We start from the raw sequence: 23,987 nt of genomic DNA, 5'->3' as shown, positions 1-23,987 counted from the left end.
AGGAGATATTATGTACACTGTTATTTTTGGTCGCCCTGGTTGCCCATACTGTGTTCGTGCTAAAGAACTTGCAGAAAAACTGAAGAATGAACGTGACGACTTCGATTATCGCTATGTTGATATCCAAGCGGAAGGTATCTCTAAAGAAGACTTATCCAAAACCGTTGGTAAAACTGTCGAAACCGTTCCTCAAATCTTTATTGATGAAAAACATATCGGTGGTTGCACGGATTTTGAAGCATACGCTAAAGAAAATCTGAACCTGTATAAATAATATACATTACAAGACATTTTCTTTTATAAGGCCCCAGATGAACCTCTCATTTGGGGCTTTATTTTTTCTTTTTGTGCTATGCAAAAATATTTTCATCAAAAATTGCACTTTTTCTGATCACCGAGAGAACTTTCCTCCTTTGCTGTAGTCTGAATTAGTGCCACTGCTTTTCTTTGATGTCCCCATATTGAGGAGCCCGATAGCCATTTGATTCTTTCATGCTATCGGGTTTTTTATGCCTGGAACTTTTGCATTACCCTGATAAATCACTTTTATTGAGCAAATATTGATTGAGTTAATGTTTTACAAAAAGTAAATTTGTCAGCTTGAGTAGCAAGGTCTAGAGCGTGTCTTGATTCACCCCTTCCATTGCTATGTCCTGTCTTCTTGAGAACTAATGTCCGAGGTACTCTGATCGTGCTGGAACAACTAAATCTGGATCTTTTTAATCTGATCAACGCTACGCCTGAGTCCGCAAGTGGTACGATTGCATTAGCTACAGTGATCGCTAAACGTTTGATCCTTATTTTCCCTCTATTCACTGTTGCATGTTGGTTTTGGGGTGCACAGTCAAATATGGCTCGCCAACGTGCCTTTGCCTGTAAAACAGCTTACGCCATTGTCATTGGCTTAATGATTTCTTGGTTGATTGGTTATTTTGCGCCACATGAACGCCCTTTTGTGATGGAAATTGGCTCTAATTTCTTAGATCACGACGCAACACCATCTTTCCCGAGTAACCATGGAACTATTGTCTTCACCTTTGTTTTTGCTTTCTTATTCTGGCTAAGAACATGGGTTGGCTTCGTCTTTATGGTTCCTGCCATCGTTATTGCATGGTCTCGTATTTATCTTGGTGTTCACTGGCCATTAGACATGGTCGGTGCATTTATCTTAGGTGCTATTTCTTGCGGTTTATCTCAGCTTATTTGGGCAATGGGCGGCAGCATTATTCAGCAGCCAATCACCCATCTTTACCACCTTGTATTTGGTTCGCTCATTCGTAAAGGATGGATGCAACCTTAATTGGTGATTTAAAGTACTGACCTATTATTCGTGTCAGTACTTTCCCCTTCATTTTTCCCATCATGAAATATTGAGCTAAATCAAAGTTTGTTTTCATTTATTTTTAGTGATAATAACTTTATTTGAATTTATCAAATAAATATCAAAACAATCAATTAACAAATATTTTGTAATGATTTCTTATTATTTTTTTCGATGAAAAATAAGTATTCTATTTTTAATCTTAAATCTCCTAAAACAATTAACATATTCCTCAAGAACATTAATTAACCAAAAAAATTAATCACGGTATTAATCAATTAATGTAAAGATAAAAACACCCAACAGATCAATATGTTAATGATAGGTTTAGGATTGTTTTTTCAAAATAAAAAAGTGATTTTTCCATCTGGATTTTCACGTCATTGATCATGCGATTGACGTTAAATTTTTTATTAACATGATAACAGTTTTAATATTTTGTATTTTTATATTAATAAATTTGTCGAATAATCATTTTATGAATATTGTCGAAAACCTATAAGAACCAGAATTAAGCCAAATTTTATTAACAATTTTATAAAGTTTACTACAAGCAGGTAAACACGGGAGATATTTCTCTTTTGAGATAATGATCACGGCATTTTGTTCTGCTAAAATGTAGATTCACACACTCAAAATCCACTTTTAAAAACTACTGATAAAATTGCAAAACTGATTGAAAATGAATTTCATATTCATCTTAGTTTTATTTCCAATCAGATTGTTACGAACAAAACCATTATTAATGGCTAGACAGTGTATTAACCGATTTTTTATTGAATGACTATTTAGTAAGCGATCGATTAATCGTACAAAAAGATTAAGAGCCTAGTTAAATAGGCACTAAAACGTTTAGACGAGTAAATCGTCCCCCAATTTCTATTTTTGACTTTTATTTTTGGAGACTATTATGGATACAACAAAAGTTGGTTCCATCAACAAAACAGCCTCGCAAACAGGGAATGCTACCGCTTGGCGTAAAACAGATACCGTATGGATGCTCGGTCTTTATGGTACTGCCATCGGCGCTGGTGTTTTATTCTTACCTATCAATGCAGGTATGAGTGGGCTTTTACCAGTATTATTAATGTTAGTTCTCGCGTTCCCAATGACCTTCTTCGCTCACCGTGGTTTAACTCGCTTTGTCCTTTCAGGTTCAAAGAAAGATGGCGATATCACTGAAGTTGTAGAAGAACACTTTGGTCGTACAGCAGGTAACTGGATCACTCTGCTCTATTTCTTCGCAATTTATCCTATTCTATTAGTTTATGGCGTTTCTATTACTAACAACGTCAACAAATTCCTGACTGAACTATTAGGCGTTGGTGCACCACCTCGTTGGTTACTGGCACTGATTTTAGTCGGTGGAGTTATGGCTATCGTTGCATTCGGTGAAAAATACATTGTTAAAGTCATGAGTATGCTGGTGTTCCCATTCATCGCCGTACTGGTCGCTTTCTCTCTGTACATGGTTCCACATTGGAGTACCGATGTTCTGAGCACATTATCTTTAGACAGCGTAACTGAAGCAGCTAAAGCATCGGGTGGACAAAGCATTTGGGTCACTATCTGGTTAACAATCCCAGTCATGGTTTTCGCCTTTAACCACTCACCAATCATCTCTGCATTCTCTGTTGCAAAACGTGAAGAATATGATGAAGCTGCTGAGAAAAAATGCTCACGCATTCTCGCTTCTGCACACATCCTGATGGTTCTGACTGTAATGTTCTTCGTCATCAGCTGTGTATTCACACTGTCTTCAGCAGACCTTGCTGCTGCTAAAGCGCAAAATATCAGTATCCTGGACTACCTTTCTGGTTACTTTGATCAGCCATTCATCAAGTATGCTGCTGCTATCATCGCCTTTATCGCTATCATCAAATCATTCTTAGGTCACTACTTAGGTGCTCGTGAAGGTTTCAATGGTTTAGTTGAACGTGCATATCGTGCAAAAGGTAAAACGGTTGATATCAAAAAATTAAATCGTGGTACTGCACTGTTCATGTTAGTGACGACTTGGATTGTCGCAACATTGAACCCTGGTGTACTGGATATCATTGAAAGCCTGGGTGGCCCAGTTATCGCAATTCTGCTGTTCTTAATGCCAATGTATGCAATCAGCAAAGTTCCTGCGATGCGTAAATACTCCGGTAAACTCAGCAATATCTTCGTCGTCATCATGGGTCTGGTCGCTATCTCCGCTGCAACTTACAAGTTATTCTTCTAATTAAAAAAATTAGCAAATAATTAAGTAAATCTAAGCCCTCAATTAACCTATATCAATCTGGTTAATTGAGGGATGTTCTATAATCATCTTACTGACAACAAATACCCTGTAATTGGCAGTTTGATGGGGATCCTTCAATATAGGAAGACAGAATATGATTAGCGTATTCGACATTTTTAAAATCGGTATCGGACCATCCAGCTCACACACTGTCGGCCCAATGAAAGCCGGTAAGCAGTTTGTCGATGACCTCATCCAGCAAAATCTTCTCACTAAAACCACTCGTATTTCCGTCGATGTTTATGGTTCTTTATCCCTAACGGGTAAAGGACACGCCACAGATATGGCGATTATTATGGGTTTGGCGGGGAATCTGCCTGATTCAATTGATATTGATGCTATCCCAGCATTTATGCGCAATGTTGAGCAAACTGGCAAACTGTTACTGGCAAATGGTCAACATGAAGTCGATTTCCCAACTGAAGGGGGGATGAATTTCCATTCAACCAACCTACCATTACACGAAAATGGAATGACTATCACTGCATTTGGTGGCGATAACATTCTGTATACCAAGAATTATTACTCCATTGGCGGTGGCTTTATCGTCGATGAAGAACATTTCGGTCAAGAAACTGAAAATGCGGTTCAAGTCCCTTATCCCTACAAATATGCGGCTGATTTACAAAAACACTGTAAAGAAACGGGATTATCTTTATCTGCATTAGTGATGCAAAACGAATTAGCTCTGCACAGCAAAGAAGAAATTTCTGAATACCTTGCTGCCGTGTGGGATGTCATGAAAGCGGGTATTGAACGTGGTGTGAGCACCGAAGGTTTATTACCAGGTCCACTGCGTGTTCCTCGCCGTGCAGCGGCACTACGTCGCCAATTAGTCACTTCTGACAATAACAATATTGACCCAATGGCAGTGATTGACTGGATCAACATGTACGCCCTTGCCGTTAATGAAGAGAACGCCGCTGGGGGTCGAGTTGTCACGGCACCAACTAACGGTGCTTGTGGAATTATTCCTGCGGTATTGGCTTACTACGATAAGTTTATTCGCCCAGTCAACGAAAACTCTTATACCCGCTATTTCTTAGTCTCAGGCGTGGTTGGTACACTGTACAAAATGAATGCGTCTATCTCAGGCGCAGAAGTCGGTTGCCAAGGTGAAGTCGGTGTAGCCTGTTCAATGGCTGCTGCTGGTTTGGCAGAATTAATGGGCGGTAGCCCAGAGCAAGTGTGCGTTGCGGCGGAAATCGCCATGGAGCATAACTTAGGCTTAACCTGTGACCCTGTTGGAGGACAAGTCCAAGTACCTTGTATCGAACGTAACGCAATTGCGTCTGTTAAGGCAGTAAACGCCGCTCGTATGGCATTGCGCCGCGTGAGTGCGCCAAGTGTATGCCTGGATAAAGTTATCGAAACCATGTACGAAACAGGTAAAGATATCAACGCAAAATATCGTGAAACCTCCCAAGGTGGATTGGCAATTAAATTAGGTCATTGCGAATAATTTATTGCTTATATTGCAACGTTGGTGAGTATTATCAAGAAAGGCCAGCTTATTACGCTGGCCTTTTATTATGCTCAAAAAATAAAGAATCAATCAATACAAAATCTTAGAAACCAATGCTGTTAAAGTGTTGAGCCGTCTGGGTTAGAACAAACACACCTGCCGTTCCAGCCCCCCCTTTTACTGACTCTCCCGTATCTTTAATAACGGCTTCGGTGGTCTCCACCAAACTACTCATCTTTTCAATTAGTTTATCTACAGCAATTTCAGCTGCACTGCCGTCAACAGCCACGCCATTGATATGAGTGCTACTCGTACTATTTCCACCATTAATTGTACCTAAATTAGTCCCTAAATTTTGTGCAGAACCGCCTAATGTACTTCCTACTGAGCGTTCGGTTTTACTTGAGCTTACGGTTGCTTCAAATGTCACTTTAGACGCTTTAGATGGGTCTTTTAAAATCTCTTCCCCTTGATTAGCTAAATCGCCTATTTTCGTGAGCATCGGTTTCAGCTGTTTAAATGTTGCCATGTCGGTTTTAACAGACAGCTGATAGAGACGATATTCTTCAGCCAGCTTGGTATAAGACTCAAGCTCGCTCTGTAAAAGAGAACCTAGCTCTTTTTTCTCCATTTCTAAAACGTCAATTTTATCTTGCAGTTGAGAGACTTTAGTGCTGCACTTAGACTCTTTTTCAACTTTCTTATTTAAAATGCCCTTTAAGTTGTCGATATCATTTTCTAAACGCTGAATTTTTGCATTTAAACCCGCTTGATTTTTTCCTTCATCTGCAAGCTTGTCATTCAAAGCGGTAATTTCTTTTTGCTTGCCATCAATCTTGCATTGAATTTCAGTAATTTTTACCTCTTGTTTTTTATTACGATCTTGCTGGATTTTTAAGCGCTCTTCGAGCTTTTCTTTATCGCCGCTCGTCTGCTCTAATTTAACTTCCAGCTCTTGGACTTCTTGCTTGCCAGCATCAACCTGAGCTTTGAGTTTGTCTATTTCACCGCGTTGAGCTTTCATATCGGAGCGAAGTTGGCTCACATCCCCTTTCGCCTTCACCAGCTCATCGTTTAATGACTGTTTTTCTTTTTCATTCTGTACAAGACGTTGTTGAGCTTCATGCAGTTTTTCTTGAGCATCTTTAGATTCAAGTGCTTGTTCCGCTAAAACTTGCTGCTGTTTTTGTAATTCTATTTTTTGAGATTCAATTTCCTTTTGTAACTTTAATAATTCATTATTTTTGCGAATAATCTCCTTATTTGCCTCCATCAATTGTTTTTGCATTCCTTGATATTTTTCAATACCACTTTGTAATTCACGAACTGCGTTACCCCCTTTAATAAAGGAATTTTTATGGTTCACTGAACCCAATTCATTCGTCGCGGAACCACCATTGAGCTCATTATTATTTAAACCCAAGTTGGTGCTATGCCCCCCTTCAATTTCACCATTATTATCGCCATCGTTACGCGCAGCACCGCCATTCATAATATGATTATTGGTATGCAGGTTTAACGTATTACCACCAGTTACAGAGCCGCCACCTTTGCCAGAATCCGTCGCATCGCCAGACTTCATCACGCCACTATTTTCACCACGGTTATTTGCACGCCCACCATTAACACTGTTTTCCCCAATTCCTTGGGTATTTTTTTGCAGAGATAATTGTTGCATTCTTTCGTCCATGGAAATGCCCATTGATAATTCTCCAATTCAATTAATTAAATTAACAAATACATTATGAAACTGCATGAGACAATTTCAATTATTGATATTTAAATAACAATAAAATAGTTAGCTCTCAAACAATTAAAATGATTATTAAATTGAATTGAAAATATTTCAATTGAAGTTTATTTAATGTTATTAATGGCAAAAAAAAGAGACCTCATAAAGAGGCCTCCATATATTAATTTTATAATTAAGTTTTAATCATCCAAAAATGGCATTCCACCAGCCAGTTATGGTTTTCATTATGTAATCCCAAATACGCCCTACAAACCCAGCTTCCTCTACAGCTTGTTTGGCAACCAGTGGGTGCTGCTCAATCACCTCACCATTAAGAATAAAGTTAATCGTACCCACCTTTTGGTTCAATGCTAAAGGTGCTTCAAGGGTGTCGTTATCCAATTTAATATCCACTTTCAGATTCTGTAACTGACCTTTTGGAATAGTGACTGCCACATCTTTTTCCACGCCTAAAGGCACTTCTGAAATGTCACCAAACCACACACGTTGTTTCTGTAAAACTGCATCCCCTTTAATCGGTGTCACTGTTTCGAAGAAACGGAAGCCCCAAGTGAGTAATTTTTCACTTTCAGAAAAACGAACGCGGTCACTCGGCGCTCCCAAAACGACGGAAATCAAACGCATAGGTCCATCGGTTGCTGATGCGACTAGGTTATGACCAGCCCCACTGGTGTGCCCCGTTTTTACACCATCCACTTGAAGGTTTTGGCTCCACAATAAACGATTACGGTTAGGTTGACGGATATTATTGAACGTAAACTCTTTCTCTTTATGCAATACATATTCATCAGGCACATCACGGATAAGCGCTTGTGCTAACACCGCCATATCACGGGCAGTGCTGTACTGCCCCTCAGAATCGAGGCCGTGTACAGTTTTAAAGTGAGTATTAGTCAAGCCAATCTTCTGAACATAGCCATTCATCAAATCAACAAAAGATTCTTGGCTTCCTGCAACGTGTTCAGCCAAGGCAATACTGGCGTCATTCCCAGATTGAATCACCACACCTTTATTTAAATCCAACACCGAAACGCGGTCTTTCGGTTTCAAGAACATCAAGGAGGAACCTTTTAAAATTGGGTTTCCTGTCGCCCATGCAGCTTCACTCACTGTCACCATATCTTGCGGCGTAATTTTTCCCGCTTTAACCGCTTGCCCGACCACATAACTGGTCATAATCTTGGTTAGGCTTGCAGGATCCAAACGTTCATCGGGGTTACCCGAAGCCAAAATTTTACCGCTGTTATAATCCATTAATACAAACGCTTTTGCGTCAACTTGTGGAGCAACTGGTGTCTGAGCCGCATAACTACTTGTGCCCATCACAACGAATAGACTGAACCCGATACCTGTTCCTCGAATTGCTGAGGACAATGTTGTTTTATTCATTGGTTACTCCTTTACTATTAGTATTGCTATTACCATTTAAAGCGTTCATCACAATCAAACCATTTTAATAAAATATTCACTAGAAACCAAAAATGCAGTCAAATTCATCGAGATACTGCAAAATATTACGCTTATTAAAATACCCCCATACCCTAAACAAAATAAGTAATGATGACCACCCGCAATTAATAAATAATAAAGTTTCTCAATTCATTAATTTCATCTATCTTATTTAGGTCAAAAATACCGTCTTTACGTTAAAACATAGTCATGGGAGATTCCAATGTTAACTGTCTGGGGACGTACTAACTCTTCAAACGTCAAAAAAGTACTGTGGTGCTTGAAAGAGCTGAATATTCCTTATAATCAAAAAGATGTTGGTGGCCCATTCGGTGGTATTGATACACCCGAATATAAGAAAATGAATCCAAACAGCACAATTCCAACTTTACAGGATGAAAGCTTTACCCTGTGGGAATCCAATGCGATTTTACGTTACCTTACGGAAAAGTATGATCATTCTCACCTATTGTTAGCGACTGATCTTCAAGAAAAAGCCGCTGCCGATAAATGGATGGATTGGAGCAGTGCTAATTTATTTGACCATATCAAGCAGATGATGAACAAAATCGTTCGCGTTCCTGAGGCGGATAGAGACCCGGCTCAAGCCAAAGTCATTTATCAAAATATCGAAAAACTGCTGAAAATTGCGGATGATGCCCTAGCGACTCAAGCCTATTTTAGCGGAGATAAATTTGGTATTGCGGATATCGCCATTGCGCCACTGTTCTACCCATGGCATGAAATTGTGACCGAACGCCCTGAATTTCCTCATTTAGAGCACTGGTATCAAGCACTGACCAAACGCCCTGCGTTCCAAGAAATCGTCATGTTACCTATCAAATAAATCTTCTAGTGGCGCCGAATTTGGCGCCACTGTTTCACCTCAACTCATCGGCATACGCAATGGATGGGTAAATTCGTATTCATAACCTAGCTCTTGGCAAATTCGATTTCCATCGATTGTTTTTCCTACCGCGTCATTCTCTTCAACCGCAAATTCAGGGGGAGTTAAGCCTAAAGTCGTTGCAGATTGGGTATAAAACTGCCGACGCGTCGGGTGCTCAGGTGCACATAAATTATAGGTATGCCCACCATTGGATTGTTGGATCAACAACAAAATTGCGGCGATCACATCATCTTGATGCACCATATTAACTGGCTGATTAGCCCCTTTGACTTGCTGTTTCCCTGCTAAGAACCGCCCTGCATGGCGCTTTTCCCCCACCAGTCCCGCTAATCGCAGCACGTCCACCCGAATATTGGGTAAGTCATGAAGCCATTGTTCAACCGCAATTAATGCTTTTGCCGAGGCTGTTTCCCCAAGTAATAGTGCATCTTCATCAATAACGCCATCCACATCACCATAGACAGAAGTCGATGATGTAAAAATAACACGAGGAATTTTATAACTAATTGCGCTATCAACTAACTGCTCAATAGCGACTACATACTCAGAAAGACTGACTTTCGATGGTGGTAATAAAATTACCATCACATCCACGCCCCCCATTAATTCACTCAAATCATCGGTATCGCATTGTAATTCTGGCGTCAATTTCAATTGATAACAGTCAATACCAACTCGTTTAGCCGCTTCAACACCGTCCAAACTTGTTTTTGTTCCCGCAACATCCATGCCATGCGCCATCAAGCAATTTGCCAAAGGAGCACCTAACCAACCTAAACCAATAATGGCGATTTTTTTCATATTGCTATCCCGCATACTGAGAAAGTGATTGCATCATTGCCTCATAGATTAGCTGAAAATCATTCAACTTCCGAAGCTATTTTCCAAGGGATTAATCACTATAAAAAACCGGGAACTAATTATTATGAGTTATTTTGAAAAAAAGAGTTGCATTCATAGTATGAAATCGGATAGCTTGATTAGTATTGAATGTTTAAGCAATTATCCAAATAACTAAACGGAAGCTATTATGACTCGTATTTCACGCAACCATCATCATCACCATCATCCTGATTAGTCTTTCGGGCGATGTGTGCTGGAAGACGATCAACGACTCTTCCGGTGGCAGAAATGCGAATTGAGAAAACCCTCGGAAGATAATCTTCCGAGGGTTTTTTTATTATTAATCAAAAAGATATTTTTGGGATGTGGAGTAAAATTATGTTGGACAAATCACGTTTACGTATCGCAATACAGAAATCAGGACGTCTAAGCGAAGAGTCAAGAGAGCTACTTGCTCGCTGCGGCATTAAAATCAATTTACAACAGCAACGACTGATTGCTTATGCAGAAAATATGCCTATTGATTTACTTCGTGTACGTGATGACGATATCCCGGGGCTAGTAATGGATGGTGTTGTTGACCTCGGTATTATTGGCGAAAACGTACTGGAAGAAGAAGTATTAAGCCGCCAAGCTCGCGGTGAAAACCCACAATTTACAACATTACGTCGTCTTGATTTTGGTGGTTGCCGCCTCTCTTTAGCTGCGCCATTAGACTTCAACTATACGGGCGCAGAATGTTTAAATGGTTCCCGTGTCGCCACTTCTTACCCGTACCTACTGAAACGCTATTTTGATGAAAAAGGCGTGACATTTAAATCTTGCTTACTGAACGGTTCAGTAGAAGTCGCGCCACGCGCTGGCTTAGCTGACGCCATTTGTGACCTCGTTTCTACAGGCGCTACTCTTGAAGCAAACGGCTTAAAAGAAGTGGAAGTCATCTACCGCTCAAAAGCGTGCTTAATCCAGCGTGACGGTGAGATGTCAACCGATAAGCAACAGTTAATTGACCGCATGATGACGCGTATTCAAGGGGTTATCCAAGCGCGCGAATCAAAATACATTATGTTGCATGCTCCGGGTGAAAAACTCGAAGAGATCATCGCACTGCTTCCGGGAGCCGAACGTCCAACTATTTTGCCATTAGCAGGGGACAAAAGCCGTGTTGCAATGCACATGGTCAGCTCAGAAACCCTATTTTGGGAAACCATGGAAAAGCTGAAATCCTTGGGTGCAAGTTCAATTCTTGTTTTACCAATTGAAAAAATGATGGAGTAATTCGCCATGGAACTGGGATTCAATCAACCAATTCGCTGGTCAGACTGCCGTGAAGAGCAGCAAGAAGCTTTACTGATGCGCCCTGCTATTGCCGCCTCCGGCAACATTAGCGCGGCAGTCAGTCAAATTATTGACCAAGTGCGTACAGAGGGAGACGCTGCCCTCATCGCCCTGAGCCAACGTTTTGATAAAACAGACATTACCTCTGTTCGTGTTTCACAAGAAGCCGTTGATGAAGCCCAAGCTCGCCTTGGCGATGACATTAAAACGGCAATGAATACGGCGATTGGCAATATTCGCCGCTTCCATGAAGCCCAAAAACCTGCACCGATCACCGTTGAAACTCAAGCAGGTGTGGTGTGCCAACAAGTGACTCGCCCGATTGATTCTGTCGGGCTGTATATTCCGGGTGGCTCCGCACCGTTGCTCTCTACTGTCATGATGCTGGGAACGCCTGCAAATATTGCCGGATGCCGCAACATTATTCTCTGCTCGCCGCCCCCGATTGCAGACGAAATTTTATATGCAGCTAAACTGTGCGGTATTACTGACATTTTCCAAGTCGGTGGCGCCCAAGCCATTGCTGCGATGGCATTTGGTACCCAAAGCATTCCGAGCGTTGATAAAATTTTTGGACCGGGCAATGCCTATGTCACGGAAGCCAAACGCCAAGTTAGCCAAAGCTACCAAGGCGCAGCCATTGATATGCCAGCAGGACCATCCGAAGTATTAGTGATTGCAGATAGCCAAGCCAACCCTGCATTTACGGCATCGGATTTGCTCTCCCAAGCAGAACACGGACCGGATTCTCAGGTCATTTTACTCACCGACGACGCGGATTTTGCCCAGCGCGTTATTGAAGAGACCGAAAAGCAACTTGCAGTATTATCTCGCGCATCTATTGCGCGCGAAGCTCTCAACGCAAGTCGTGTAATCATCGCAGACTCTATCAACCAATGTGTTGAAATCAGTAACCGTTACGGACCTGAACACTTGATTTTGCAAACTCGCAATGCGGATGATTTAGTCGAGTCTATCACCAGTGCAGGATCGGTTTTTGTGGGAGATTGGTCGCCGGAATCCGCAGGGGATTACGCTTCCGGTACCAACCACGTATTACCAACTTATGGTTACACGTCAACCTACTCAAGCCTTGGCTTAGCCGATTTTATGAAGCGAATGACAGTACAAAAACTGTCAGCTCAAGGACTCCTAGGATTAGCCAACACCATAGAAACTTTGGCACAAGCGGAGCAGCTGACTGCTCACAAAAACGCCGTTACCTTACGAGTCACCGAACTAAAAAAACAAAATCAGGAGTGAACCATGAGCCAGACGTTTAACGCAGCCAGCCTCGCACGTGAAAATGTAAAAGTGATGACCCCCTATATGTCCGCTCGTCGTCTTGGGGGAAATGGGGATGTATGGCTCAACGCCAATGAATACCCAACGGCGCCGGATTACCAATTTATTGAGCGCAATCTAAACCGCTACCCAGAGGCGCAACCTGCTGGCGTAATTAACAATTATGCGGCCTATGCTGGGTTATCTCCTGAGCAAGTATTAGTGTGCCGCGGCGCTGATGAATCTATCGAATTATTGATCCGTGCATTTTGCGAACCGGGTAAAGATGCGGTGATGTTTTGCCCGCCAACCTATGGTATGTACAGCGTCAGCGCGGAAACCTTTGGTGTTGAACAGAAAAAAATTCTATCGTTGCCAGATTGGTCACTGAATGTCGCGGCTATCCGTGAAAATCTGTCTAATACCAAACTGATTTACATCTGTAGCCCAAATAACCCAACAGGCAACATCATCGATAACCAAGCGTTGTTAGAAGTCTTAGAAATGGCAGCTGACCGTGCATTGGTGGTAGTCGATGAAGCTTATATTGAATTTTGCCCTGAATTCAGCGTCACTAGCTGGCTTGCCAAATACCCTAACTTAGTAATTTTAAGAACCTTATCAAAAGCTTTTGCACTGGCGGGCTTACGCTGTGGATTTACCTTGGCATCCCCTGAAGTGATTGAAGTATTACTGAAAGTCATCGCGCCTTACCCGCTATCAACCCCTGTGGCATTGATAGCCGAGCAAGCATTAAATGCTGATGGTATTGCAACAATGAAAAAACGTGTCGAGGAAATCCGCGAAAACCGTATTGCCCTTTCAGAAGCATTATGTGAATTTTCTATTGTTGAAACCGTCTACCCAAGTGAAACCAACTATATTTTGGTACGTTTTACTGATGGCGCTAAAGTGTTTAAAGCTCTGTGGGATCAAGGCATTATTCTACGTGACCAAAGTAAGCAACCGGGGCTGGTCAACTGCCTACGTATCACCATTGGTACCGAAATTGAAAACGTCCGTGTTATTGAAGCGATTAAAGCACTTTGCTAATTAGGAAATAGTCATGAGCCAGAAAATTCTTTTTATCGACCGTGATGGAACATTAATTACCGAACCACCGACAGATTTTCAAGTGGATAGCCTCAGTAAGCTCGCCTTTGAAAATGATGTCATTCCAAGCCTATTAGCTCTGCAAAAAGCCAATTATCGCTTAGTGATGATAACCAACCAAGATGGGTTAGGCACCAAGAGCTTCCCAATGGAAGATTTCGAGCCACCACACAATTTAATGATGCAGGTGTTTGAATCTCAAGGTATCCGCTTTGACGATGTACTGATTTGCCCACATATGCCCGCAGACAATTGCGATTGTCGCAAGCCAAAAACTAAGCTTGTGGAAAGCTACCTCAACGACGGTGTTCTCGATATCGAAAACAGTTATGTCATCGGCGACCGTGAGACAGATATTCAGCTCGCCCAAAATATGGGGATTAAAGGGCTACGTTACAGTGCCAAAGCGCTGGATTGGAATACCATCACCAACCAACTCACTAAACGTAACCGCTACGCCTTAGTCGAACGCGTGACCAAAGAGACCAACATCCAAGTGGAAGTGTGGCTTGACCAAGAAGGCGGTAGCAAAATCAACACTGGCGTTGGCTTCTTTGACCACATGCTAGATCAAATCGCCACTCACGGCGGCTTCCGCTTACGCATTGAAGTTAATGGCGACCTGTTCATTGACGATCACCACACCGTCGAAGATACTGGTTTGGCATTAGGCGAAGCACTACGCGTCGCACTCGGTGACAAACGCGGCATTGCACGTTTCGGTTTCGTATTACCGATGGATGAATGCCAAGCTCGCTGTGCATTGGATATTTCCGGTCGTCCACACCTTGAATATAAAGCAGAGTTTAAATATCAGCGCGTAGGTGACCTAAGTACTGAGATGATCGAGCACTTTTTCAGCTCGTTATCCTATGCCATGGGCTGCACGCTACATCTGAAAACGAAAGGGAAAAACGATCACCACAAAGCGGAAAGCCTGTTTAAAGTCTTTGGTCGTACCTTACGCCAAGCTATTCGCGTTGAAGGGGATACCTTGCCAAGTTCGAAAGGAGTTCTGTAATGAAGGTAGTGATCCTCGATACTGGCTGCGCAAACTTAGCCTCCGTCGCCTATGCCGTTAAACGCCTAGGTTATGAGCCAACAGTGAGCCGCGACACCAACACCATCTTACAAGCCGACAAAGTCTTTCTACCGGGTGTTGGCACTGCCAGCGCCGCTATGGAAAAACTGGCGGATCGTGAACTCATTCCTTTAATTAAAGCACTAACTCAACCTGTTTTAGGTATCTGCTTGGGAATGCAATTACTCGGCAGTATCAGTGAAGAAGGTCAAACAGAAATTCCACTGTTAGGATTAATCGACAGCCCCGTACGCAAAATGGATGCAAACGGCTTACCTGTCCCTCACAGTGGCTGGAATCAAGTGAAAGCACTCGCAGGCAATCCTCTATTTAAGGGGATTAGCGATAATGCCTATTTTTATTTCGTACACAGCTATTCAATGCCTATTTCCGCCAACACCATCGCGCAAACACAATATGGCAACCTGTTTAGTAGTGCCGTGAATAAAGATAATTTTTATGGCGTGCAGTTCCACCCAGAGCGTTCGGGTGCTGCGGGTGCTCGCTTGATCCAAAACTTCTTGGAGATGTAAAAACCATGATTATTCCTGCTTTAGATTTAATTGATGGCACCGTGGTGCGTTTACATCAAGGAGATTACGCCAAACAAACGGACTATGGCACAGACCCACTTCCTCGCTTACAAGATTATGAAAAGCAAGGCGCAAAACTGCTGCACTTAGTGGATTTAACCGGGGCTAAAGATCCACAAAAACGCCAAATCCCTCTGCTGAAAAAACTGTTGGCAGGCGTTACTGTACCCGTGCAAGTTGGGGGCGGAATCCGTACAGAAGAAGATGTCAAAGCACTGTTAGATGCGGGTGCGACTCGCGTGGTGATTGGCTCGACGGCTGTGACTCAACCAGAGTTAGTCAAAACATGGTTCCAACGTTATGGTGGCGAAGCCATCGTGCTAGCGCTGGATGTCCGCATTAATGCTCAAGGCATCAAAGAAATTGCCATTAGTGGTTGGCAAGAAAACTCAAACTTATCCCTTGAGCAAGCGATTGAAATGTATCGCCCTTATGGCTTAAAACATGTGCTGTGCACTGATATTTCCAAAGATGGCACGCTGGCGGGTTCCAATGTGGATTTATACCGCGAGATCAGCCAAAAATTCCCTGACATCGAGGTGCAAGCCTCAGGGGGAATTGGTAATTTAAATGATATCGCCGCACTGCCAGCCTCTGGCGCAACTGGGGTGATTGTGGGTCGTGCATTATTAGAAGGCAAATTTACCGTAGCGGAGGCAATCCAATGCTGGCAAAACGCATAATTCCTTGTTTGGATGTCCGTGACGGGCAAGTGGTTAAAGGGGTGCAATTTCGCAACCATGAAATTATCGGTGATATCGTCCTACTGGCTCAACGCTATGCTCAAGAAGGTGCTGATGAGTTAGTTTTCTATGATATTACCGCCTCGTCTGACGGTCGTGTTGTCGATAAAAGCTGGGTCGCCAAAGTGGCTGAAGTGATTGACATTCCTTTTTGTGTAGCAGGTGGGATCAAAAGTGTAGAAGACGCTGTGCAAATCCTCTCTTTTGGTGCAGATAAAATTTCTATCAACTCCCCTGCACTGTCCGACCCTACACTGATTAGCCGTCTGGCTGATCGCTTTGGCGTTCAGTGTATTGTCGTCGGTATCGACACATGGTTTGATGCACAGACCAATGAATATTTAGTTTATCAATTCACTGGCGATGAAAAACGCACAACCCAAACCCGTTGGAAAACCCTTGATTGGGTGAAAGAAGTTCAACAACGTGGCGCCGGAGAAATTGTTCTCAATATGATGAACCAAGACGGTGTACGTCAAGGTTACGATCTGGTACAACTGAATAAAGTTCGTGAAGTGTGCCAAGTTCCACTGATCGCCTCTGGCGGCGCAGGGGAAAAAATCCACTTCCTAGACGCCTTTATTAACGCTGGCGTCGATGGCGCTTTAGCCGCTTCGGTGTTCCACAAGCAGATTATTAACATCGGTGACTTAAAGCAGTATTTAGCAGAAAATGGAGTTCAAATTAGAGTATGTTAACCACAGAACAATGTAATCAGCTTGCATGGCAAAAAGTCGATAACCTGATGCCCGTCATCGTTCAGCACGCTATTTCTGGTGATGTTCTGATGTTGGGCTATATGAACCAAGAAGCGCTGAAAGTCACCTTAGAATGTCGTAAAGTCACCTTTTTCTCTCGCACCAAACAACGTTTGTGGACCAAGGGGGAAACCTCCAACAATTTTCTGAATTTGGTGGATATTGTTGCTGATTGCGATAACGATACGCTGCTTGCCATGGCGCTGCCTGATGGTCCAACCTGCCATAACGGCACCACCAGCTGCTTTGCGCCAGCTCAAAGCGAATGGGGCTTTTTATATGAATTAGAAACCTTACTGAAAGAGCGCAAAAGTGCCTCACCAGAAAGTTCATATACTGCCCGCCTGTATGCTAGCGGCACCAAGCGTATTGCACAGAAAGTCGGTGAAGAAGGCGTTGAAACCGCACTCGCTGCCACGGTAAATGACCGTGAAGAGCTAACTAACGAAGCCGCTGATTTGATGTATCACTTAATGGTTTTACTGCAAGATCAAAACCTTGATTTAACCGCCATTATCAAGCGTTTGAAAGAACGTCATCAGTAACTTACTTAAGGGTAACTACTTTATGGTAGCTGCCCTTACTTTCTTCTCTCGTCATTGTTTCTCTCTCTGAACTTGCTATCATTCCCCTCATTTGATGTGGACTTTAGAAGGAGCTCATTGTGTCTGACAATGGCGTTTTTACACAATTAACCCAATTACTGAATAGCCAAAATGCAAAATATCGCGTGATGGAGCACCCGACTGCGGGAAAATCTGAAGAAGTGGCAAAAATCCGTGGCACGCAGCTAGGTCAAGGCGCCAAAGGGTTAGTCTGTCATGTGAAAGGAAATGGTATTCGCCAACATGTTTTGGCCATCTTACCTGCTGATCAACAAGCAGATTTAGGTAAAATTGCCAAAGCCATTGGCGGTACTCGAGCCTCATTAGCTAGCCCGAAGGAAGTCGATGAACTCACCCACTGTGTTTTCGGTGCCATCCCGCCATTTAGCTTTCATCCATTACTGAAGCTTATCGCCGACCCTTATTTATTTGATCGATTTGAAGAACTGGCCTTCAATGCAGGTAGCCTTGAAAGGTCGATCATCCTCAACGCCAAAGATTACCAACGTATTGCTGCCCCTACACTGGTGGAATTTATTCGTACAGAAGACGCTTAAATGCCTAGTCGACGTGTTGATGAGACAAAATCAGTGAGTAAAAAGGCTATCACCGGATAGCCTTTTTAATTGAAAATGCAATACTATTTTTACACGACTTTTTCGATAACAGCAGCACGTTTAATACTGGTTTTTCTTGCAACTAATCCGAAAATACATCCCGCTAGCATCACTAGCGCAAGGGACAATTTCGGTGCTATCGGTAACGCAATTGCACATAACCCTAATACTGCGCCACCTGCCATTTGTACAAACCCCACGAGAGCTGATGCCGCCCCAGCTTCATTGCCAAATGGCTCTAATGCATAACTTGTCGCCGTGCCCATCATAAAAGCAAGCCCAGTACAGGCACAGGCTACTGGCAGCATATACACTAACCAATGAGTTTGCATTTCAGGTGAAAGCGCCATCAAACCGAACAATAAGCCGATACAACCGAGTGCCATCATGACGCTACCGATTGATAAACACGCTGGGCGCCCCATTTTTCGAATGCAGTAATTCGCGATATAACTCGCCAGCATGATCCAGAAACCATTGATACCAAAGACAATGGAAAATGCGAGAGGCGATAACTTAGCATCCCCCATTAATACGCTAGGAGCTAGAGAGACATATGTCAGTGCCATGCCCATTGCGCCAGCATTGACTAACGCGAAAATCAAAAAATGCTCGCTAGTTAAAATTCGAAAATAGCTCTTAAATTGAAGCTTTTTAACCTGCTGTAAACTGGCTGGGCGTGTTTCTGGTAGGAAAAATAGAATCAACAAGAAAATTGCCACAGCGTAAACCGCTAAGAACCAAAATGGCGCTCGCCAGCCCCATGCTTGCGCCAGTAATCCCCCTAATAAGGGGGCCAAAGCAGGCACAATATTGAGTGTTCCGTTTAAAAATCCAAATGCTCGCGCAGCTTCAGTGCCATTCATACGGTCACGGACACAGCTAAATGCCACCACAGAGGTGCAGCACACAGCCACCCCTTGCAACAATCGGGAAGCAATAAATAACCCAGCCGTCGTTGAGAATGCGGCCACAATTGAGCCTGCCAAATAAATAGCTAACCCAATGATAGCGATAGGCTTACGACCAAATCTATCAACTAATGGTCCCGAAATGAGCTGTCCAATCCCTAAGACTAAAATAAATAATCCGATGGTCGATTGGATTATGGATTCGCTACTCCCTAAATCTTTAGCGATAGCCGGAATAGTGGGTAAATACAGATCTATCCCAAGAGGACCTAATAGGACTAAAAGTAATAGTAAAGCGAGAAATTTATGCATATAACCGATTCTAAGCAGGTGAGTTATCGATAACGATTTTGAAAATGGCTATCGATAGTATCAGAATTTCTGTATAGATATCGAATCTTATCGATACTTGGTAATAACCGTTCGTTCAACAAACGGTTCACGGCACGCGGATTATCGACCCGATAAATGGTATATCGAATTAATTGAGTGGCGCCTAAATTATCAAAATAATAATATTCATTCCTTTTTCCATACCGGATCAAATCTGTGATGATTTAAATTACCCACCTTTTCCCTAGGTGCGCTATTCGTCTCATTGAAGCGATAAATTTTTGTACTCCGTGACATTACCCTCGGATATTTATTGGTTCCCCAAATCGCAGAATCCTGTAGATAATAAGTTTGGTGATTATGAATGGTTAGAAATAAAAAAGGTGCTCAATTGAGCACCTTTTAACATTGATGGAAGATAACCTAGCGGTTTATCCTTATTCCATCCACTCAGTGTGGAAAACGCCTTCTTTATCAGTACGTTTATAAGTATGAGCACCAAAGTAGTCACGCTGCGCTTGGATTAAGTTTGCAGGCAATACCGCTGAGCGGTAGCTATCGTAGTAAGAGATAGCCGCTGAGAATGTTGGTGTTGGGATACCGTTTTGCACACCGTAGCAGACAACATCACGCAGAGCTTGTTGGTACTCATCTGCGATTTGCTTGAAGTAAGGCGCTAACAGTAAGTTTGCGATCTGCGCGTTGTCATTGTAAGCATCAGTGATTTTTTGCAGGAACTGCGCACGGATGATACAGCCAGCACGGAAGATTTTTGCGATTTCGCCGTAGTTCAGATCCCAGTTGTACTCATCTGACGCTGCTTTCAATTGCTGGAAGCCTTGAGCGTAAGAAACGATTTTACCTAAGTAAAGTGCACGACGTACTTTTTCGATAAAGACTTTTTTATCGCCTTCAACGGTTTTCAGTACTGGACCGGTTAAAACTTTAGATGCGGCAACACGTTGGTCTTTCAGGAAAGAGATATAACGCGCAAAGACAGATTCAGTGATCAACGTCAGTGGGATGCCAAGATCTAAAGCGCTTTGGCTAGTCCATTTACCCGTACCTTTGTTAGCCGCTTCATCTAAAATCACATCAACCAGATATTTACCTTCTTCATCTTTTTTCTTGAAGATATCTGCTGTGATTTCAATTAAGTAGCTGCTCAGCTCGCCTTGGTTCCACTCAGAGAATGTTTCTGCCAACTCTTCATTGCTCAGGTTCAGCGAGCCTTTTAATAAAGAGTAAGCTTCAGCGATTAATTGCATGTCACCGTATTCGATACCGTTGTGAACCATTTTCACATAATGACCAGCTCCGTCTGGACCAATGTAAGTCACACACGGCTCGCCTTCCGCTTTTGCTGCAATCTCTTTTAAGATTGGAGCAACTAATTCGTAAGCTTCTTTTTGTCCACCAGGCATGATTGAAGGGCCTTTCAGTGCACCTTCTTCACCACCGGAAACACCGGTACCGATGAAGTTGAATCCTTGTTCTGACAGTTCGCGATTACGACGGATTGTGTCTTTGTACAGCGTGTTACCACCATCGATTAAAATGTCGCCCTTGTCTAAATGTGGCGTTAATGCAGCAATGGTTTTGTCCGTTGCTTCACCCGCTTTAACCATCAACAGGATGCGGCGTGGTTTTTCCAGAGAGTCGACAAACTCTTCAATTGTGTAGTTGGGAACTAATTTTTTCCCTGGATTTTCGGCAATGACTTCATCAGTTTTATCTTTTGAACGGTTAAAAATAGACACTGAATAACCGCGACTTTCGATGTTCAGGGCTAAGTTGCGACCCATGACCGCCATTCCGACAACACCAATCTGCTGCTTTGACATGAAAAACTCCTGTCTGATTAGGACCAAGTCAGCCTCGATTGTGCTGACATTCTGTTAACGGGATCACATGTTAACTCAGGATGCTGCTCCATGGTAGTTATTGATGCAATCGATAAACCAATCGAATCATTTTTTGCCAAATATTACACGACTTGAATGAATTTTTATTGATATTTAAGCCAACAAACCTCATTATTCACCTGTCGGTATAAGCCGTCATATCAGAAGGTAAAACAAACTGTATGGAATGGATCGCAGATCCTTCGATTTGGGCGGGTTTAGCTACCCTAATCGTTCTTGAAATCGTTCTTGGTATTGATAACCTCGTTTTTATCGCCATTCTGGCCGATAAACTCCCAGCTAAACTGCGTGATAGAGCTCGTATCACAGGGTTAACCTGTGCCCTCGTAATGCGTATCATTCTGTTGTTCAGCCTTTCATGGTTGATCACGCTGACCCAACCTATCCTAACTCTATTTGATCATCCATTTAGCGCCAGAGACCTGATTATGCTTGTCGGGGGGATATTCCTCTTGTTTAAAGCCACCATGGAGCTAAATGAGCGGTTAGAAGGAAAGGACGAGCATACCAACAACCAACGTAAAACCTCCAATTTCTGGGCAGTTGTCGCACAAATTATTGTATTGGACGCGGTATTCTCATTAGACTCCGTGATCACTGCAGTCGGTATGGTTGATCATATCGGAGTCATGATTGCTGCGGTGACTATCGCCATGATATTAATGATCTGGGCGAGTAAACCGCTAACCAGCTTCGTTAATGCGCATCCAACCATCGTTATTTTGTGTTTAAGCTTCTTACTGATGATTGGTTTCAGCCTTGTGGCTGAAGGTTTTGGTTACGCCATTCCAAAAGGTTACCTGTATGCGGCGATTGGTTTCTCTATCATGATAGAGATACTCAACCAATTTGCACAATTTAACCGTCGTAAATTCTTAAAAGGTAGCCGTCCTCTGCGTGAGCGTACTGCAGAAGCTGTCTTACGTATTTTAAGTGGTAAAACTGAACGTGGCGAATTAGACGCAAGAACCTCTGATTTAATCTCAGATAATCAATCTGTATTTGACCCACAAGAGCGCTTAATGATTGCGCGCGTGCTGGGCATGGCGCAGCGTAACGTCGAGAGTATTATGACATCTCGCCATGATGTGGATTATTTGGATATTAATAAATCTTCTGCAGAACTGATTGAATTAATGGAAAAAAATCCACACTCACGCTTTGTTGTTGTTGATGAAAGTATCAGCGATGACCCGATTGGTGTGGTTTATGTTCTGGATTTAGTCAAACAGCAACTTAGTGGTGAACAGCTGAATTTGCGTGCGTTAGTGACTCAGCCGCTTATTTTCCCTGAAGGTTTATCACTGTTAAAAGCGTTAGAACAGTTTCGAAAAGCCCATACTCACTTTGCGTTTGTTGTGGACGAATTTGGTTCAGTCGAAGGTATCGTGACATTAACGGACGTGATGGAAACTATCGCAGGTAATTTACCGGTAGGCGATGAAGAAAATGACTCCCGCCATGACATTCAAAAATTGGACGATGGTACCTGGATTGCCAATGGTTTTATGCCACTGGAAGATTTAATTATGTATATTCCAATGGAGCTGGACGATAAGCGCGAGTATGAAACTGTTGCAGGTCTTTTAATGGAACATTTACAACGCGTTCCTGAAGTGGGTGAGCAAGTCGAAATCAATGGCTGCATTTTCCAACCTCTTGAGGTGAATAGCCATCGGGTTAATAAAGTCTTGATTACACCTCCAGCACCTGCGGGTGATGGCTACGATTATGTGGATGACTAATCTGGATTTATGCTATTTGTGACGTAAGATAAGTCACGATTAATACAAATCTCTATAATGACAGTCTAAATACCGGCTTTTATCTTAATATTGAGCCGGTATTTTTTTGTCGAGAGAATGACAGCCATATAACCATTAATAAAAAGTAGTAGCGTTTTTTTAAAGAAATAACTATTTGCGTATTGAATAATTCAAATCGTTTAATAATCAATCTTTAATGAGACTCTACCTATGAATACAATTAATAATACCCCATCAGTTCAGATCCGCCGTATGAGTGTGACTGATCAGCAGGGTAAAACCACTGAATTTTCACGTTCGACTAAGAGCGTCAATAATAATTCTACCCCTATGCCTAAATCTATCTTGAAGACGGCGAGCTCTACCAGTGATACATCTTCACCTAAAAAGGCTAAACATGTGAGAATCATCACAACGGAGCAAAAAACCGTTCATATGAAAGATATCACTGGGCTAAAGAAAGAAATCAATACAGGCATCAAAGAGATCCGTGACAGTATTAAGGCTATTATGTCGAATAATATTCGCTGGGACTCACCTAAAATACTCCGTAACATAAACTCTCAATTCTGCAAGTTACAAGAAAAGGTCGATGAATATCAAGATAAGTTAACTACTTCCGGTTACGAGCATAATAAATCTAAACAAGCTTCAATTAATAAACTGAATGACAAAATTGATGCGATTAAGCCGAGTATTGCTGAAGCTAAAGGAAGAGCCGGATACATCAATCAGATGATTAACGAGGCCAACTCTCCGAATGGTGTGAAAGGTAATCTTGAGAAAATGACAGAAAAAAACCAAGCACTGCAAGACAGAATAGATAGCGGTTATTAATTATCGCCATTAGTGATTAAAAGACCGCCCACATATTTATAACTATCTATGGGCG

Annotated in this window: 21 protein-coding genes and 1 other annotated feature; of the genes, 16 read left to right on the top strand and 5 right to left on the bottom strand. The window is 42.4% G+C overall.

What is annotated here, in order from left to right; genetic code table 11:
• Positions 1 to 10: 10 nt before the first annotated feature.
• From LDO51_RS12695 to LDO51_RS12680, 4 genes are all read left to right on the top strand, one after another.
• A complete protein-coding gene (locus tag LDO51_RS12695) occupies positions 11 to 274 on the top strand; it encodes a GrxA family glutaredoxin (RefSeq protein ID WP_006812644.1) in 264 nt (87 codons plus the stop codon).
• Positions 275 to 691: 417 nt separating this feature from the next.
• Positions 692 to 1,300, top strand: a complete 609-nt coding sequence (ybjG, locus tag LDO51_RS12690) for an undecaprenyl-diphosphate phosphatase (RefSeq protein WP_225574845.1) — start codon at positions 692 to 694, stop codon at positions 1,298 to 1,300.
• Between the two features lie 931 nt (positions 1,301 to 2,231).
• Positions 2,232 to 3,548: a serine/threonine transporter gene (locus LDO51_RS12685; protein ID WP_225574844.1), complete on the top strand. Its 1,317-nt coding sequence runs from the start codon at positions 2,232 to 2,234 to the stop codon at positions 3,546 to 3,548.
• A gap of 154 nt (positions 3,549 to 3,702) precedes the next feature.
• A complete protein-coding gene (locus LDO51_RS12680) occupies positions 3,703 to 5,070 on the top strand; it encodes an L-serine ammonia-lyase (protein WP_225574843.1) in 1,368 nt (455 codons plus the stop codon).
• 106 nt (positions 5,071 to 5,176) lie between these two features.
• Here LDO51_RS12680 and LDO51_RS12675 read toward each other — a convergent pair whose 3' ends face one another.
• Together LDO51_RS12675 and LDO51_RS12670 are read right to left on the bottom strand one after the other, a co-directional pair.
• The gene (locus LDO51_RS12675; RefSeq protein WP_225574842.1) at positions 5,177 to 6,751 is read right to left on the bottom strand and encodes a hypothetical protein; all 1,575 of its coding nucleotides are present in this window, start codon (positions 6,749 to 6,751) and stop codon (positions 5,177 to 5,179) included.
• Positions 6,752 to 7,009: 258 nt separating this feature from the next.
• Positions 7,010 to 8,215, bottom strand: coding sequence for a serine hydrolase (locus LDO51_RS12670; RefSeq protein ID WP_225574841.1), 1,206 nt, complete (start codon positions 8,213 to 8,215; stop codon positions 7,010 to 7,012).
• A 283-nt stretch (positions 8,216 to 8,498) separates the two neighbouring features.
• On the opposite strand from LDO51_RS12670, the gene LDO51_RS12665 reads away from it, so the two are divergent.
• Positions 8,499 to 9,122, top strand: a complete 624-nt coding sequence (locus LDO51_RS12665; protein ID WP_225574840.1) for a glutathione S-transferase family protein — start codon at positions 8,499 to 8,501, stop codon at positions 9,120 to 9,122.
• A 39-nt stretch (positions 9,123 to 9,161) separates the two neighbouring features.
• Here the strand turns inward: LDO51_RS12665 and LDO51_RS12660 are convergent, their stop codons facing one another.
• Positions 9,162 to 9,986, bottom strand: a complete 825-nt coding sequence (locus LDO51_RS12660; RefSeq protein WP_225574839.1) for an SDR family oxidoreductase — start codon at positions 9,984 to 9,986, stop codon at positions 9,162 to 9,164.
• Positions 9,987 to 10,238: 252 nt separating this feature from the next.
• Positions 10,239 to 10,366, top strand: a sequence feature (His leader region).
• A 40-nt stretch (positions 10,367 to 10,406) separates the two neighbouring features.
• On the opposite strand from LDO51_RS12660, the gene hisG reads away from it, so the two are divergent.
• The 9 genes from hisG to LDO51_RS12615 all read left to right on the top strand — a co-directional run bounded on the left by hisG (position 10,407) and on the right by LDO51_RS12615 (position 18,100).
• A complete protein-coding gene (gene hisG / locus LDO51_RS12655; protein WP_225574838.1) occupies positions 10,407 to 11,306 on the top strand; it encodes an ATP phosphoribosyltransferase in 900 nt (299 codons plus the stop codon).
• Positions 11,307 to 11,312: 6 nt separating this feature from the next.
• Entirely contained in the window at positions 11,313 to 12,629 is a 1,317-nt protein-coding gene (gene hisD / locus LDO51_RS12650; protein ID WP_225574837.1) for a histidinol dehydrogenase, read from the top strand.
• A 3-nt stretch (positions 12,630 to 12,632) separates the two neighbouring features.
• On the top strand, positions 12,633 to 13,703 hold the full coding sequence (gene hisC, locus LDO51_RS12645) for a histidinol-phosphate transaminase (RefSeq protein WP_225574836.1): 1,071 nt from the start codon (positions 12,633 to 12,635) through the stop codon (positions 13,701 to 13,703).
• 13 nt (positions 13,704 to 13,716) lie between these two features.
• Entirely contained in the window at positions 13,717 to 14,784 is a 1,068-nt protein-coding gene (gene hisB / locus LDO51_RS12640) for a bifunctional histidinol-phosphatase/imidazoleglycerol-phosphate dehydratase HisB (protein WP_225574835.1), read from the top strand.
• Positions 14,784 to 15,377 carry an imidazole glycerol phosphate synthase subunit HisH gene (hisH, locus tag LDO51_RS12635; RefSeq protein ID WP_225574834.1) on the top strand — a complete coding sequence of 198 codons (594 nt, stop codon included), beginning with the start codon at positions 14,784 to 14,786 and terminating at the stop codon, positions 15,375 to 15,377. The genes hisB and hisH overlap by 1 nt, the downstream gene beginning before the upstream one ends.
• A 5-nt stretch (positions 15,378 to 15,382) precedes the next feature.
• Positions 15,383 to 16,120 carry a 1-(5-phosphoribosyl)-5-[(5-phosphoribosylamino)methylideneamino]imidazole-4-carboxamide isomerase gene (gene hisA, locus LDO51_RS12630; RefSeq protein ID WP_225574833.1) on the top strand — a complete coding sequence of 246 codons (738 nt, stop codon included), beginning with the start codon at positions 15,383 to 15,385 and terminating at the stop codon, positions 16,118 to 16,120.
• Complete coding sequence (gene hisF / locus LDO51_RS12625) at positions 16,102 to 16,878, top strand: imidazole glycerol phosphate synthase subunit HisF (protein ID WP_225574832.1); 777 nt, start codon at positions 16,102 to 16,104, stop codon at positions 16,876 to 16,878. Before hisA ends, hisF begins: the two co-directional genes overlap by 19 nt.
• Positions 16,872 to 17,483 carry a bifunctional phosphoribosyl-AMP cyclohydrolase/phosphoribosyl-ATP diphosphatase HisIE gene (gene hisIE / locus LDO51_RS12620; RefSeq protein ID WP_225574831.1) on the top strand — a complete coding sequence of 204 codons (612 nt, stop codon included), beginning with the start codon at positions 16,872 to 16,874 and terminating at the stop codon, positions 17,481 to 17,483. The genes hisF and hisIE overlap by 7 nt, the downstream gene beginning before the upstream one ends.
• 188 nt (positions 17,484 to 17,671) lie before the next feature.
• Positions 17,672 to 18,100: a YbaK/EbsC family protein gene (locus tag LDO51_RS12615; RefSeq protein WP_225577271.1), complete on the top strand. Its 429-nt coding sequence runs from the start codon at positions 17,672 to 17,674 to the stop codon at positions 18,098 to 18,100.
• Positions 18,101 to 18,189: 89 nt separating this feature from the next.
• On the opposite strand, the gene LDO51_RS12610 is transcribed toward LDO51_RS12615, so the two are convergent.
• A complete protein-coding gene (locus tag LDO51_RS12610) occupies positions 18,190 to 19,383 on the bottom strand; it encodes a multidrug effflux MFS transporter (RefSeq protein WP_225574830.1) in 1,194 nt (397 codons plus the stop codon).
• A gap of 458 nt (positions 19,384 to 19,841) precedes the next feature.
• A complete protein-coding gene (gndA, locus tag LDO51_RS12605; protein ID WP_108478980.1) occupies positions 19,842 to 21,248 on the bottom strand; it encodes an NADP-dependent phosphogluconate dehydrogenase in 1,407 nt (468 codons plus the stop codon).
• A 242-nt stretch (positions 21,249 to 21,490) separates the two neighbouring features.
• On the opposite strand from gndA, the gene LDO51_RS12600 reads away from it, so the two are divergent.
• A complete protein-coding gene (locus LDO51_RS12600; protein ID WP_225574829.1) occupies positions 21,491 to 23,074 on the top strand; it encodes a TerC family protein in 1,584 nt (527 codons plus the stop codon).
• A 231-nt stretch (positions 23,075 to 23,305) separates the two neighbouring features.
• A complete protein-coding gene (locus LDO51_RS12595) occupies positions 23,306 to 23,932 on the top strand; it encodes a hypothetical protein (RefSeq protein ID WP_225574828.1) in 627 nt (208 codons plus the stop codon).
• Positions 23,933 to 23,987 lie beyond the last annotated feature (55 nt).

The organism is Providencia alcalifaciens, from assembly GCF_020271745.1.
Classification (GTDB): Bacteria; Pseudomonadota; Gammaproteobacteria; order Enterobacterales; family Enterobacteriaceae; genus Providencia; species Providencia alcalifaciens_B.
Note: the sequence above shows the minus strand (reverse complement) of the source record. Positions and strands in the feature narration are given on the sequence as shown.